This is a genomic window from Micromonospora avicenniae (genome assembly GCF_900156065.1).
GTDB classification, from domain to species: Bacteria; Actinomycetota; Actinomycetes; order Mycobacteriales; family Micromonosporaceae; genus Micromonospora; species Micromonospora avicenniae.
This window is the reverse complement of record NZ_FTNF01000011.1, coordinates 98,683-113,267: the sequence shown is the minus strand read 5'-3', so window position 1 is coordinate 113,267 and position 14,585 is coordinate 98,683. Positions and strand designations below refer to the sequence as shown.

Here is a 14,585-nt window from a genome sequence, read left to right as displayed (position 1 = left end):
ACAATTAACAGTTTGTTCCGCCGTCCCGACCGAGCCCCTGCCATCGACCAGGCCTGACAGCCCCGCACCACCATCCGATTGCCGGCGCGCCGGTCAACGGCGGATTTGTCCCGGATGTACCGCATCGCGGTGGGAAGGATCCTGACATGGCGCGACGATCACCCGAACCTCCACCCCGCCGGCGCCGCACCCGGTTGGCCGCCGCGCTCGCCGCGGTCACCCTCGCCGTACCCGCGAGCGCGATGGTCGGCGCCCCCACCGCGTACGCGGCCACCGTCGGCCCCATCACGGGGTACGGCGGCAAGTGCGTCGACGTGTCCGGCGCCAGCTCCGCCAACGGCACCCAGGTGCAGCTCTGGACCTGCAACGGCAGCGCCGCCCAGCAATGGACAGTCGCGGACGACGGCACCACCCGAGCGCTCGGCAAGTGCCTCGACGTCGCCGGCGCCAGCAACACCAACGGTGCCAAGGTGCAGATCTACGACTGCAACGGCACCGCTGCACAGCAGTGGGCGGCCAACGGTACGCAGCTGGTCAACCCGAACTCGGGCAAGTGCCTGGATGCGACCGGCCCCAGTTCCGCCGACGGCACACCGTTGCAGATCTGGACCTGCACCGGTGCCGCGAACCAGAGTTGGACGCTGCCCGGCGGCGGCACGACACCACCGCCGTCCGGTGATTTCACCCACCCCGGTGTGCTGGTCAGCCGCGGGCAACTCGATTTCATCCGCGGCCGCGTGCAGGCCGGCGCGCAGCCCTGGACGTCGGCGTTCGACCAGATGATGAGCAGCCGGTACGCCTCACTGTCACGCAACCCGCTGCCGCGCCCGGTGGTCGAGTGCGGCTCCTACTCCAACCCGAACAACGGCTGCACCGACGAGCGGGAGGACGCGATCGCCGCGTACACCGACGCGCTCGCGTGGTACATCACCGGCGACAGCCGGTACGCACAGAAGGCCATCCAGATCATGGACGCCTGGTCGGCGACGATCACCTCGCACACCGGCAGCAACGCCCCCCTGCAAACCGGATGGGCGGGCTCGGTCTGGCCCCGCGCCGCGGAGATCATCAGGTACACGTACAGCAGCTGGCCCAACGTCAACCGGTTCTCGACCATGCTGCGCAACGTCTACCTGCCGGTGGTACGCGTCGGCTCCAACAGCAACGGGAACTGGGAGCTGACCATGATGGAGGCCGCCGTCGGCATCTCCGTCTTCATGGAGGACCGGGCGGCCTACAACGCGGCGGTGGCCCGGTTCCTCAACCGCACCCGCGCCTTCGTCTACCTGCCCAGCGACGGCCCTCTGCCGTACACGGTCCCCGGCAGCGGCCTGGACACCCCCGGCGAGATCATCGGCTACTGGCACGACCAGTCCACCTTCGTGGCCGGGCTCGCCCAGGAGACCTGCCGCGACTTCACCCACACCGGGTACGGCATCTCGGCGATCTCACACGTCGCGGAGACCTCGCGGATCCAGGGCCAGGACCTCTACCCGCAGGTCGGGGAGCGGCTACGGCACGCTCTCGGCTTCCACTCCCGGTACCAGCTCGGCGAAGCGCCGCCGTCCTGGCTCTGCGACGGAAGCCTGGTCCGCGGTCTCGGTCCGATCACCGAGGTCGGCTACAACGCCATGGCCAACCGCCTGGGTAACGCGATGACCAACACGCGGACCCTCACGTTGCAGCAACGTCCCGCCGGTACCAACAACCTCTTCGTCGCCTGGGAGACGCTGACCCACGGCGACAACCCCAACTGACCCGTACGTGGCGGGCCGTCGCCGGACGCCCGGCGACGGCCCGCCATGCGCCGCCCGCACCTACGTTTCCCCTGCCCGGTTCACCGGCATCTGGCCGACGATCAGCCGGTGACCCGCCCGGTGCGGCGCGGCGGCCTGACGGTAGCGGCCCGGCCGCAGGTCAGCGGGGCGCGACCGGGTCTCAATCCTGCGGCCCGTGCAGGCGGGCCAGGCCCTCGGTGATGGCGGCGCGCAGGAGGTCGCCGTACTCGCCGGGTGGCAGCGCGGGCACGTGCTCCCGGGCCCGGTCGAACGCGACCCGCGCCCGGTCGGGATCGCCGAGCCGCTCGTACGCGAGCCCCACCCCGACGTGCAGCGACGGATAGAAGGCAGCCACCCGGTCGTCCCCGACCTTGTCGGCGCGCGCGAGCGCCTCGCGGTTCCAGTACAGAATCTCCTCGGGGTCGCTCTGCTGGCGCGCCAGGTAGTGCGCCGCCACGCAGGCCTCGTAGTCGTCGCGGCTCGCGTCCCACGCCAGCCGGAAGAGCGTACGGGCCGCCGCCGGTCGGCCCTCGGCCTCGGCGCGCATGCCGTCCTGGCACATCCGGAGCACCGGACTGTCGAGATCCATCGCCCACTCCCTCATCTCGGTCAGCGACGGAGATCATGCGGACTCGACCGGCTCGAGGGTCAAGCCCGGCGAGGACCGTTCGTCATCGACACGACGGAGCACCGTCGCCGACGGCATCCCGCAGACCGCGCGCGAGGTTGTCCCGGGCCGCGCTGAGCGCCCTGATCCGCTCGTCGAGCAGGGCGAGCCTCCGCCGGGCGAGCGCGACCATGGCCGGGGCCGGCGCGGCGGCACGCAGGTCGCCGTCGAGGCAACGGCGGAAGTGGGCGACATCGTCCAGGGTCAGCCCGGTGGAGAGCAGGTGACGGATGTTCCGCACCCGCACCACCGCCGCCGGATCGTATTCGCGGTAGCCATTGGACGCGCGCCGGGACTCCAGCAGCTCCAGGCCCTCGTAGAACCGCAGGGTCCTGGTCGACACACCGGTGACCCGGGCCAGCTCGCCGATCCGCACGGCGTGAGGCTACCCGGGCGGTCAGGCGACGACCGCGCCACCGTCGACGGGGATGACCACGCCGGTGGTGTAGGCGGCCTCGGGCCGGGCCAGCTGGGTGATCCAGAAGGCGACCTCGTCCGGCTGGCCGATCCGCCCGAGCGGTACGTGCGCGATGAGGGCGGTCCGCAGCGCCGCCGCCTGCCCGGGGTCCAGACCCTGGTGTTGGGCGATCGGCGTGGCGATGGGCCCGGGAGCGACCGCCGCGACGCGGACTCCGTGCGGCGCGAACTGGACGGCCCACGTCCGGGTCAGCGTCTCCAACGCGGCCTTCAACGCCACGTACAGCCCGCCGTCCGGCATCGGCCATCCGCGCTGGCCGATGGCGGTGCTCACGTTGACCACCACACCTGCGTGCGTGGCCAGCTGCGGCAGGGCCGCCTGGGCGAGGTACATCGGGGCGAGCAGGTTCGTGGCGACCATCTGCCCGGCGGCCTGCCGGCCACTCGTGTCGTCCCGCGGCGTCCGTCGGACGACAGCGGCGTTGTTCACCAGTACGTCGACACGGCCGAAGTGGTCCAGGGCCGCACCGACGATCATCTCGGCGGCGCCCGGGGCGGCGACATCGGCGACGAGTGGGCGGACACCCGGCAGCCCCTGGGCCGTCTCGGCCAGCCGCGACGCCGTGCGACCGACGACGAGCACCCCGGCACCCTGGGCGGCGAACGCCCGGGCCGTCGCCCGCCCGATGCCGGTACCGCCACCGGTCACGATCACTGCCTTGCCGTCGAACTGCGCACTCGTCATGGCAGCGACCGTAGACATTGACGCGTACGTCAAGGTCAAGTTCATTGCGGGCTTCGCGGACGGCCCGGTAGGCGCCCGCACCGGAGCCGGGCGCGGCGTGGTTCCTCGCCGCTGGACGGGGACGGCGAGGAAGGCCGGCTCCGGCGGCAGGACCGGCCGCCGACGTGTGTGATCCTGGGCGGCGTGGAACTCAGGCACCTGGAGTACTTCGTCGCGGTCGCCACGGAGCGCAGCTTCACCCGGGCCGCCAACCGCCTGCACGTCGTGCAGTCGGCGGTCTCCGCCGCGATCTCCGCGCTGGAGCGGGAACTCGGCTCGACCCTGTTCGAACGCAGCGCGCAGCGGGTGGACCTGACCGAAGCGGGCGAGGCACTGCTACCGCAGGCGCGGGCCACCCTCGACGCGGCGCAGGCCGCCCGGGAAGCGGTGCACGAGGTCGGCCGGGAACTGCGCGGGACGGTGGTGGTCGGCTGCCTGACCGGCGTCGGCGGGATCGACTTCGCGGGCCTGCTCGGCGAGTTCCACACCCGGAATCCCCGGGTCGCGCTGCACCTGCGGGCCGCGACCTGGAACGGCTCGGCCGGCCTGGCCCGCTCGCTGGTCGACGGTGAGATCGACGTGGCGTTCCTCGGGGTGGGCCGCCGGCCCTTCCCGAACCTCGAGACGCGGATGCTGGTGCCGGTGCCCCAGGTGCTCGTGGTGCCGGCCGGACACCGTCTCGCCGAGCGGGACAGCGTCGTGCTCGCGGACGTGGCCGAGGAGACGTTCATCGACTATCCGCTCGGCTACGCCAACCGGACCACCAACGACCAGGCGTTCAGCGCCGCCGGGTTGGACCGGCACATCGCCATGGAGGTGGCCGACGTCACCGTCGCCGCCGACTTCGTCCGGCACGGGCTCGGGGTGGCGATCCTGCCGGTGCGCAACGTGCCGCCGGGGCCCGAGGTGACGGCGTTGCCGGTCACCGACCAGTCGCTGGAGTGGGCGCTGCACGCGGCGACGGCCACCGGGCGGCGGGTGAGCGCCGCAGCCAACGCTCTGCTCGGGATGGTGGACGGCCACCTCGAGCGTTGAACATGTCGGTCCCGCCGAAGGACGGCCGGTGTGGCGGATCGCGCCGGACCGGGCCGAGCCTCGTGCCGGTGTGACCCACTCCGCACGGGGAGGATCTTGATAGCTCGGATGTGGCATCGTGGCGAGGATGGATCCGCAGGTGGATGCCGGTAAGCGCCGCCGGCTGCCCGAACCCGTCCGCGTGGCGCTGCGGGTGCTGCGCGGTTACCGGCCGACCGGCGCACGGACACGCGCGCTGGTACGCAGCATGGCGACCTCGTTCGTGGTGCTCAGCACCACGCTCTGGCTGCTGCCCGGGGTCACCGCGAGCGGCCTGGTCGCGATGCTGTGGCTGGTGGCGCTGGTCACGGTCGTCGGGGCGGTGCTGCGTCCGTTGCTGCTCGCCCTGGCCACCGCGCTCGGTGGGCTCGGCGCGCTCGCCATCGGCGTGGGCGTGCAGGCGGTCGTCATGTACGTGGCGCTGCGCCTCGACCCCGAGGCACACGTCGCCGGTTTCGCCGTGGCGTTCGTCGCCGCGTGGGTCGCGGTGGCGCTCGCCGCGATAGTCAACTGGCTCGCCGACGCCGGCACCGACGACACGTTCGTCAGCGAGACGCTCCGGCTGATGACCCGGGTGCGGCGGACGGCGGGCCGCCGGCGACCCGCCCGACCCTGGCGGCGGTCCCGTTCCGCCGCCCCGCCTGCGGACGGGAAGCTCGCGGACGGGCTGCTCATCATCCAGCTCGACGGCGTGGCCGCGCCGCTGGTGCAGTGGGCCGTACGGGCGGGCAACCTACCGACGCTCGGCCGCTGGTTGCGCTCGCGCAGCCACCGGATGACGCGCTGGCACACCGGGCTGCCGGCCACCACCCCAGCGGCCCAGGCGGGCCTGTTGCACGGGGACGTGCGTCACGTGCCGGCCTACCGCTGGTACGAGAAGGCGACGGCTGGCGGCTCCCCCGGCCGCCTCGTGGTGACCAGCCGACCCCGGGACGCCGCCGACATCGAGCGGCGCCTCAGCACCGGCAGCGGACTGCTGCGCGACGGCGGCGTGAGCATCAGCACCGCCTTCTCCGGCGACGCCTCGACCAGCCTGCTCACCGTCAGCCGTGCCGGCCTGCCCGGCCGCTCCACCCCGGGCTACGCGGCGTTCATGACCAGCCCGTACGGTTTCGCCCGGGCCGTCGTACTCAGCGCCGGGCAGGTGCTGCGCGAGCTGCACGAGGCGCGACGCCAGCGGGTACGCGGCGTGCAGCCCCGAGGTGAGCGACGCGGCTCATACCTGGCGCTTCGCCCGCTGGCCAGCCTGCTCAACGACCTGAACGTCTCACTCATCGCCGAGCAGATGGCCCGTGGCGCCCCGGTGATCTTCTGCGACTTCGTCGACTACGACGAGGTGGCCCACCACGCCGGCCCGGCCCGGCCGGAGGCGATGGCGGCGCTCGAATCCCTCGACCACACGCTCGGCATCCTGGAGCGGCTGGCCGGCGAGGCCGCCCGGCGCTACCACATCGTGGTGCTCAGCGATCACGGCCAGAGTCAGGGCGCCACCTTCCGCCAGCGGTACGGCGAGTCCCTCGCCCAGGTGGTGGCCCGGCTCGCAACTCCGCCGGCAGCCGCGCCCACCACCGACGGTCGACCGGCACCCGGCGGCACGAGCGTCGAGGCGGCCGGACGGGTCGAGGAGTGGGGGCGGGTCAACACGCTGCTCACCGAGGTGGCGGGGCGGGGCGGTGTCACCGCCGCGGCCACCCGAGCCGCCATGCGGTCCGGACCGGCTGGGGAGGTGAGCCTCGGACCGGCCGACCGGGAGGAGGCGGCGACGCGTACGGACCCGCAGACCGTCGTGGTGGCCTCCGGCAACCTCGCCATGATCTACCTCGCCCACCACCCGGGCAAGCTGACGCGGGAACGCATCGACGTCGTCGCCCCGGGGCTGATCGACGGTCTGGCCACGCACCCCGGCATCGGGGTGGTCGTCGTCGACTCCGCCGCCGGGCCGCTGGCGGTCGGGCCGCGCGGCTGGCACCGGCTGCGCGACGGGCACGTCGAGGGCGACGACCCGCTGCTGCCGTACGGCCCGCGGGCCCGGCGGGACCTGCTGCGGCACCAGACGATGGAGCACGTCGGTGACCTGGTGGTGATCAGCGCGGTCGACCCGAGCCTGGAGGAGGTGGCGGCCTTCGAGGAACTGGTGGGCTGCCACGGCGGGCTTGGCGGCTGGCAGACCGAGGCCCTGCTCGTCCACCCCGCCGGCTGGGCTCAAAACGGCGAATTGGTCGGCCCGGACGCCGTACACCGGCAGTTGCTCGCCTGGTTGGGGCAGCTGGGCCTGCGCCGCTCCGCCGACGGCGCGCCGCCCGAGCAGATGGGGCTCGCGGCGGAGACCGACCTGGCGGCCGCGCCCGGGCGGTCGGGCGTACCGCTGCCGGTCATGGCCGCGCCGGCGGAGGCTCCGGCGCCGTCCGGCGCCGGCTCAGCCAGCTGAGGCCCTGGGTGACCAGGACGACGAGCAGGATCGCCGCGACCACGCTCTGCCACGGCTCGGGGAAGATGGCCCGGCCGACGACACCGATCGCCGCGTAGAGCACCGACCAGCTCAGGCTCGCCGGGGCGTTGGCGACCGCGAAGCGCCGCCAGGTCAGCCCGGCCACCGCTCCCGCGAGCAGCACCGGCACCCGCCCGCCGGGAATCAGCCGGGACACCAGCAGCAGCGACACGCGGCCCTCGCGCACCCGGGCGGCCATCCGGTCGAACCGCTGCGGCTCCCGCAGCCACCGCAGGCGCCGGGCGATGCGTTCACCGCCCCAGAGCAGCACCAGGTAGGTGGCCAGATCACCGATGTACGCGCCGAGCGCGCCGGCGGCCACCACGAGGACCACGGTCAGCGGGTGCTGGTGGGCGGCGAGCGCGGCCGCGCCGCTGACCGCCGCGCCGGTCGGCACCACCGGGACGACCGAGCCGAACAGCACCACCAGGATCAGCCAGCCCAGTGCGCCGAGCGTCGCCGTCATGAGCGGGTGATCGTGCAGGATTCGCCCGGGTTCAGCACGCGGACCCGGGTGCCGGGCGCGACGACACCGGCGTGGTGGGCGAAGTCCTCGCCCGGCGGCAGGAACCGATCGGGCCGGATCCGGTCACAGCCCAACGGCCAGAACGTGCCGTAGTGGATGGGCACCGCCCAGGCCGCCGCCGCCCGCCGTACCGCCTCGGCGGCGCGGGCCGGGTCGAGGTGGCCTGGGCCCAGCGTCGGCCCCCACCCGGCGACGGGAACGAGCGCCAGGTCGAGCGGTCCCAGTTTGCCCATCTCGTCGAAGAGACCGGTGTCGCCGGCGTACCAGGTGCGGGTCGCACCCTCCAGCAGGTAGCCCACGGCGGGTGCGCGGTGCCGGGACCAGGGGCCACGGCTCGCGTCGTGGGCGGCCGGCACAGCGGTGACCCTGACCTGGCCGATCGTGGTCGTCTCACCGACTGCCAGCTCCACACACCGGTCGGCGGCGGCGCCGAGCGCCCGCCGGACCAGCCGCGCCGCCCCGGCCGGCACCACCAGGGCGGGGTCGCCGGGCAGCCGGCGCAGCGACGCGAAGTCCAGGTGATCGGCGTGCAGGTGTGACACCAGCACGGCGTCCGGCGCCCCCGACAGCTGCGGCGTGGGCCCGCGGCGACGTCGTAGATGCGCAAGCCGGTCCCGTAGCAGCGGATCGGTAAGCAGCCGGGTGCCGGAATCCTCGATCCACACGGTGCTGTGCCCGTGCCAGGTCACGCGCACCGCGGCACCACCCGTACCCGTCTCGGTCACGCCTGCCACCGTATCCGACCTGCTTCTCCGGCCCGGCGGGGGCGTTGCCGCCGGCTCGCCCGAGCGCCGCCGCGGACCACACGACGAGGCCGGGCGGACAGGGCACCTCGTCAGGCGGCGCGGTTCAGCGTTCGCCTGCCGTTGCGCTGCCGCGGGTCGTCGCAGACGCGGTAGCCGGCGTCGGCGAGCATCCGGCGCGCGGCGTCGAGCCCGGTCAGCACCGCCCCGTACGCGGCCACCTCCCGCTGGAAATGCTCGACCTTGGCGTACCAGAACTTGAGTTCCGGGTTCATCGACTTCGCGCTGATGTAGTTGACGATGTCCGTGTCCGGGGTGATGCCGCGGCGTGCGTAGCAGCGGTCGAAGCGGGCCTTCGTCCGCTCGTACTTCTCGCTCATCGCGGTCAGGCCGGCTTCGGCCTCCAGCAGCCGGGCCTGCAGGTACTGCACGTACGGGCCGGGCACCGATGTGGTGGAGCGGCGCCGGGGCGCGGGCAGGGTGGACATGGCGATCACCCGACCCGACGGACGGAGCGTCCGCGCGCTGTGCGGACGGCGGTCGGTGTCCGGGACCGACGAACGGGTCCACTGTGCATCAACATGACTGGTCACCTGACTCGACCCACGAGCGCGCGGTACGCGGCGGGCGGAGCCTCCCGGCCGGACGGAGCAGAGGTGACCTCCGCGGACATGCGCAGGTCCGCCCCTCGACCAACCGGTCGAGGGGCGGCGCTGTGTGCGGGTTCACCACTGTGGCGGAGGTGTCCCGGCCGCTAGCGGGCCCGGGGAACGCCGGCGGGCGCGCCGGCCGCCGCGTACGAGCAGCACTCCCCCGAGGATCATTCCCAACGCGACGAGACCCAGGACGACGGCCACCACCAGCACGGCCACGTCGATCGGCTGACCGACGCGCCGGGGCGTCCCGTCATCACCGGGACCGAAGTGCCCACCCGCGCCCTCGGCGTTCACCGGCAGGACGTACGGCTGCGCCTTGACCTTTCCGGCCGCGCGCAGCGCCTTGGCCGCGTTGACGACGCCGTAGCCGGTCTTCGGGTCGTGCCGGTCCGGGTGCGAGGCGGTGCTCTGGAGAATGTCGGCGACCTGTCGCGGGGCGAGCTTCGGGTACTTGGCGACGATCAGCGCGGCGACGCCCGCGGTGAGCGCGCCCGCCGGCGAGGAGCCCTGCTCGGACACCCGCCCTTTCGATTTGACGTCGGCGCCCCAGATGTCGACACCCGGAGCGGCCACGTCCACGTACGAGTGCACCGTCGAGAAGTAGGCCCGCCCGCCCGACGGGGTGCTGGCGGCCACGCCGATCACGCCGGGATAGCCGACCGGGTAGGCGACCAGGTTCTGCGCGTCGCCGTCGTTGCCGGCCGATGCGACGACCACGACCCCCTTCGAGAGGGCGTACTGGATGGCCTGCGCCTCTCCCTCGTCGTACGGGGTGAACGGGTCCTCCGTGCCCAGCGAGATTGAGATGACCCGTGCGCCGTGGTCGGCCGCGTAACGGATGGCGTTCCGCACCGCGTGCGCGGTCTGCGGGTTCGGCCTCGCCATGCTCTCCTCCCAGGTCTGGTAGTCGGGGTCCTCACGGTCCCGAATCGCCCGGAGTCCGAGCACCTTCGCCTTCGGCGCGACATCGAGGACGTGGGAGGCCATCGACGTGCCGTGCGATCCGTACCAGGACTCCTTCTGATCGTTCTCCCCCAGGAAGTCGGGCCCCTCGGAGGCGCGGCCGTCCAGGACCGGGTGGTCCCTCCGGATGCCGCTGTCGATCACCGCGACGGTGACCCCGTCGCCCTTGCTGATGTTGTGCGCCGCCGGCACCGAGAGAGCATCGAGTTCCCAGCCCTTGCCGGCGGCCTGGGCCCGCGCGGCCGACGCGACGAGTGCCCCGGCGACACAGAGCGCGACGGCGGCGCGTGACACCGCCCGGAACGCCCCCGCCCTCATCGGCCGTTCGCCAGGTTGTCGAAGCTGCGGGCGAACGCACCGACGACTTCGTCGGCGACGCCCTGGAACAGCTTCTGCTCGGCACGCCCGCTGATGGCCCAGTCTCCGGGTAGCTTTCCGTACTGGCGGGCGTGCAGGGGGCCCACGGTGACGGCCGCCACGTACGGCGGTGAGTTGGTGTCGAGCCCGACAGATCTCGCCCGGCCGACGTACGCGAGTTTGCGATTCCAGCCCGCGGCCGTGGTGCCGGGCACCGCCAGCGGGACCACCATCGGTGCGGTCTCCGAGCTGAACTCTTCCTCGATCTCGGTCGCCTGCTGGTACGAACCGACCACACAGAGCGCGACGGTGGCGGCCATGTCGCCGTCGATGTGCACGTACGTCGCCCGCAGCACACTCACGCACCCCTGCGCGATCACCGCCTCGGTGAGGTTGTCGGCCAGCACCCCCTGGCAGTCCTTCTGCTCGGCCATGCCCTGCCGGGACCACCCCGGCGGCTGCTCCCCGACCTGGTAGGGATCGTTGAGGAAGTCCGGGAAGACCTCGTCGGTGCGCAGGTTGTGCCAGGCGACCGCGGCGAACGCGTCGTTGCCGGTCTGGATCCGGTGGTTCTTGACCACCACGAACGTCGCCACCCCGGCGAGCAGCAGCGGCACCACACCGAAGGCGGCGGCCAGCATTCCGAAGACCACGCGCTTGCGACCGCGTGGTCGGCCCGCGCCCGGCGGCGCCTGCTGCGGGGTGTACGCACCCGCGAACGGCGGCGGTGCGGACGGTGGCTGGGTGTGCGCACCGGCGAAGGGCGGCGGTGCAACCGGCTGCGCCGCGTAGTGCGTCGGCGGTCCGCCCGGTTGGCCGGGTGGAACCGGCTGCGCGAACGGCGCCGCCGGCTGTCCGGGCGGAACAGGCTGCGCGGCGTAGGGCGCCGCTGGTCCGGCCGGCTGCCCTGGCGGAACCGGATACGCCGCGTAGGGCGCCGGCGCTCCGGCAGGTTGCGCGGCGGGCGCGGGCCCTGGCGGCCCGTACGCGGTTCCACCGTGCGGGTGGTACGGCGTGGGTGGCTGTGACACGAAGAAGGCCTTCCCGCCCCGCCGCGGGGGCTGGGCACTACCGGATTCATCTGTGGAACCCGGCGACCCTGGCACCCGACGCTTGCCACCGCCTTGCCAACGGCCCGCCAACGCGGTCCGATGCCGCTGTCGCGTACCTCTAGGATCTTGCGAATGAAGTTCCGGCTGCTGGGTCCGGTGGAGCTGTACACCGACGACGGGCAGTTGATCTCGCTCCAGCGTCGCCAGGAACGGCTGATGCTCGCGATGCTCCTGCTCGACCCCGACCGGGTGGTCAGCGCCGAGCGGCTCATCGGTGTCCTCTGGGGACAGCGACCGCCGGCAACCGCCAGGGCGACGCTGCAGGCACTGATCTCGCGTGTCCGCAAGGCGGTGCGGGTCGCAGCCGGCCCGAATGCCGACGGCCAGGTCCGCCTGCTGGCGCTCGGTGAGGGTTACCGGCTGTCGGTGCCGTCGGAATCGGTGGACCTGCACCGCTTCCAGCGGATGGTCGAGGGGGCGCGGATCCTCACCGACCCGCGGCGGCGCTCCGCGCGTCTCAGCGCCGCGCTCGACCTCTGGCGTGGGCCAGCGCTCGCCGACGCCGCCACCGGTACCGTGCGGGAACGGCTCTGCGGCGGTCTCGAGGAGTCGCGCCTGACGGCGCTGCTGGACCGGATCGACGCCGACCTCGCCGCCGGTCGGCACCGTGAACTCGTGTCGGAGCTCGCCGAACTCGTCGTCGACCATCCCCTGCAGGAACGGCTGCACGGTCAGTTGATGCTGGCGTTCTACCGCAGCGGTCGCCGCGCGGACGCGCTCGCCGCGTACCGGGATGCCCGCCGCTTGCTCGTCACCGAACTCGGCCTGGAGCCCGGACCGTCGCTGCGCGACCTCCATGCGGCAGTGATCACGGACAGCCCGGGGCTCGACCCCGCCGTCGGGTCCGGGTCCGGTGCGGCGGTGGTCACGGCGGCCGCCGGAGCGGAGCCGAGCACGGCGTCCGGGACGCCCGGCCGGGCCGGCAGCCCTCGGGAAGTGCAGCCGCCGCTGGCCGTCGTCCCGGCGCAGCTACCCGCCGGGGTGGCGGCGTTCGTCGGTCGTACGGCGTACCTGTCCCGGTTGGACGCGCTCGTGCCCGACGGTACGGACGAGCGTCACGATCCGACGATCGTCACGATCACCGGCACGGCGGGAGTCGGAAAGACCTCGTTGGCGCTGCGCTGGGCCCACCACGCCCGCCGTTGGTTCCCCGACGGGCAGCTGTACACGGACCTGCGCGGGTTCGACCCGGAAGCGACGTCGGCGAGCCCGTCGGAGGTGTTGCACGCCTTCCTGCACGCGTTGCAGGTGCCGGCGCAGCGAATCCCGGCGATGCCGGCCGCGCAGAGCAGCCTCTTCCGCAGCCTGCTCGCCGACCGGCGGATGCTGATAGTGCTGGACAACGCACAGAACGCCGATCAGGTCCGGCCGCTCCTGCCCGGCTCCGCGGGGTCCATGGTGGTGATCACCAGTCGGAACCGGCTCAGTGGCCTCACGGTGATCGAGGGCGCCCATCCGATGCACGTGGACCTGCTCACCACCGGGGAGGCGCGCAGGCTGCTGGCGAACCGGCTCGGTGCGGAGCGGGCCGCCGCCGAGCCCGACGCGGTCGACGAGATCATCTCCCACTGCAGCCGGCTGCCGCTCGCCCTGGCCATCGTGGCCGCACGTGCCGCCGCGAATCCCCATTTCCCGCTCACCGTCATCGCGAACGAGCTGCGAGCCGCCCGTGGCGGGCTGGACGCGTTCGACGGTGACGAGACGTTCACCGGCGTCCGGGCGGTCTTCTCCTGGTCGTACCGGGCGCTCGATCCGCGGGCCGCCCGACTGTTCCGGCTGCTCAGCCTCCATCCGGGACCGGACATCGCCGCCCCGGCCGCCGCGAGCCTCGCGGGCGTTCCGGTCCGCGAGGTTCGACCGCTGCTGGCCACGCTGACCGGGGCGCACCTGCTCTTCGAGCAGAGTCCCGGCCGGTACGGGTCCCATGATCTCCTGCGGGCGTACGCCAGCGAACTGGCTCACGTGCACGAGGCGGCGTCCGAACGCGGACAGGCACAACGCCGCCTGTTCGACCACTACCTGCACACCGCTGACCTCGCCAACCGGCTGCTCTACCCGGGCCAGCAGTTGATGTCGCTGGCCGCGCCCGGTCCCGGAGTAGCGGTGGCCGAGCTCGCCGCGCCACGGCAGGCGGTCGCCTGGTTCGCCAGCGAGCAACGGGTGCTGCTCGGCGTGATCAACCAGGCGGCCGAGAACGGCTTCGACCGGCACACCTGGCAGCTGGCCGGCATCCTCACCACGTTCTTCCACCGGTGCGGGCTCTGGCACACCATGGCGGCCACCCAGCAGACGGTGGTCACGGCGGCGAGCCGGATCACCGACTCGGCGGGCCGGGCTCACCTGCACCGCAGCCTCGCTGTCGCGATCGCCGCCCTGGGCCGCGACGACGACGCGCAGGCACATCTGGAGTTCGCACTCGACCAGTTCCGCGAGCTGGGCGATGCGAACTCCGAGGCCGACACGCACATGGGGCTGGTCTGGGTACACGGGCGGCTGGGGCAGCCCGAGCTGGGCCTGTACCACGCCGAGCAGGCGCTGGCGCTCTGGCGGAAGACCGGTCAGCTCTCCGGCCAGGCGAACGCCCTCAACAACATCGGCTGGTGGCACGCCCATCTCGGCCACTACGAGCAGGCGCTGGCCTACTGCGGGGAGGCGCTGACCCTGCACCGCGAGATCGGGGACGACCGGCACGGCGAGGCAGTGACGCTGGACAGTCTCGGATTCATCCACCATCACCTCGGCCAGCACGACCGGGCCGTCGCGTTGTACGAGCAGGCGCTCGAACGCTACCGCGAGGTGAGCAGCCGCTACTACGAGAGCAGGACGCTCACCCGACTCGGCGAGCTGCACCTGGCAGCCGGCGATCCGCCGCTCGCCGGCCGGACCTGGCGGCAGGCCCTGGCCATCCTCGACGAACTCACCCACCCGGACGCCGACCAGCTCCGCGACCGGCTCGCCGCACTACCCGGGTGACCTCCGCGCGGGCGGGCCGCACGGCACTCGGGTGGGTGGGATGCGGC

At 73.1% G+C, this 14,585-nt stretch carries 12 protein-coding genes; 4 read left to right on the top strand and 8 right to left on the bottom strand.

Annotated features, from left to right (window positions below; all coding sequences use genetic code 11):
• Positions 1 to 146: 146 nt before the first annotated feature.
• Complete coding sequence (locus BXA10_RS18205) at positions 147 to 1,757, top strand: RICIN domain-containing protein (RefSeq protein WP_084752961.1); 1,611 nt, start codon at positions 147 to 149, stop codon at positions 1,755 to 1,757.
• Positions 1,758 to 1,938: 181 nt separating this feature from the next.
• Here BXA10_RS18205 and BXA10_RS18200 read toward each other — a convergent pair whose 3' ends face one another.
• From BXA10_RS18200 to BXA10_RS18190, 3 genes are all read right to left on the bottom strand, one after another.
• Positions 1,939 to 2,367, bottom strand: coding sequence for a tetratricopeptide repeat protein (locus BXA10_RS18200; RefSeq protein ID WP_076471584.1), 429 nt, complete (start codon positions 2,365 to 2,367; stop codon positions 1,939 to 1,941).
• Positions 2,368 to 2,449: 82 nt separating this feature from the next.
• Positions 2,450 to 2,821, bottom strand: a complete 372-nt coding sequence (locus tag BXA10_RS18195) for a MerR family transcriptional regulator (protein ID WP_076471583.1) — start codon at positions 2,819 to 2,821, stop codon at positions 2,450 to 2,452.
• A 21-nt stretch (positions 2,822 to 2,842) separates the two neighbouring features.
• A complete protein-coding gene (locus tag BXA10_RS18190; RefSeq protein WP_076471582.1) occupies positions 2,843 to 3,607 on the bottom strand; it encodes an SDR family NAD(P)-dependent oxidoreductase in 765 nt (254 codons plus the stop codon).
• Between the two features lie 183 nt (positions 3,608 to 3,790).
• Here BXA10_RS18190 and BXA10_RS18185 point away from each other — a divergent pair, with 183 nt between their 5' ends.
• Both BXA10_RS18185 and BXA10_RS18180 read left to right on the top strand, forming a co-directional pair.
• Positions 3,791 to 4,681 carry a LysR family transcriptional regulator gene (locus BXA10_RS18185; protein ID WP_076471674.1) on the top strand — a complete coding sequence of 297 codons (891 nt, stop codon included), beginning with the start codon at positions 3,791 to 3,793 and terminating at the stop codon, positions 4,679 to 4,681.
• A gap of 127 nt (positions 4,682 to 4,808) precedes the next feature.
• Entirely contained in the window at positions 4,809 to 7,148 is a 2,340-nt protein-coding gene (locus BXA10_RS18180; RefSeq protein ID WP_139338036.1) for an alkaline phosphatase family protein, read from the top strand.
• Here the strand turns inward: BXA10_RS18180 and BXA10_RS18175 are convergent.
• The 5 genes from BXA10_RS18175 to BXA10_RS18155 all read right to left on the bottom strand — a co-directional run bounded on the left by BXA10_RS18175 (position 7,093) and on the right by BXA10_RS18155 (position 11,106).
• A complete protein-coding gene (locus BXA10_RS18175; protein ID WP_076471581.1) occupies positions 7,093 to 7,674 on the bottom strand; it encodes a DedA family protein in 582 nt (193 codons plus the stop codon). The two genes, BXA10_RS18180 and BXA10_RS18175, sit on opposite strands and share 56 nt — an antisense overlap.
• A complete protein-coding gene (locus BXA10_RS18170) occupies positions 7,671 to 8,459 on the bottom strand; it encodes an MBL fold metallo-hydrolase (protein ID WP_217696794.1) in 789 nt (262 codons plus the stop codon). Before BXA10_RS18170 ends, BXA10_RS18175 begins: the two co-directional genes overlap by 4 nt.
• Positions 8,460 to 8,569: 110 nt before the next feature.
• On the bottom strand, positions 8,570 to 8,965 hold the full coding sequence (locus BXA10_RS18165; protein ID WP_139338035.1) for a hypothetical protein: 396 nt from the start codon (positions 8,963 to 8,965) through the stop codon (positions 8,570 to 8,572).
• 237 nt (positions 8,966 to 9,202) lie between these two features.
• Complete coding sequence (locus BXA10_RS18160) at positions 9,203 to 10,414, bottom strand: S8 family peptidase (protein WP_076471579.1); 1,212 nt, start codon at positions 10,412 to 10,414, stop codon at positions 9,203 to 9,205.
• A complete protein-coding gene (locus tag BXA10_RS18155) occupies positions 10,411 to 11,106 on the bottom strand; it encodes a hypothetical protein (protein ID WP_076471578.1) in 696 nt (231 codons plus the stop codon). Before BXA10_RS18155 ends, BXA10_RS18160 begins: the two co-directional genes overlap by 4 nt.
• A 531-nt stretch (positions 11,107 to 11,637) precedes the next feature.
• Between BXA10_RS18155 and BXA10_RS18150 the strand changes: the two genes are divergently transcribed.
• Entirely contained in the window at positions 11,638 to 14,538 is a 2,901-nt protein-coding gene (locus BXA10_RS18150) for an AfsR/SARP family transcriptional regulator (protein ID WP_076471577.1), read from the top strand.
• The last annotated feature ends 47 nt before the right edge of the window (positions 14,539 to 14,585 follow it).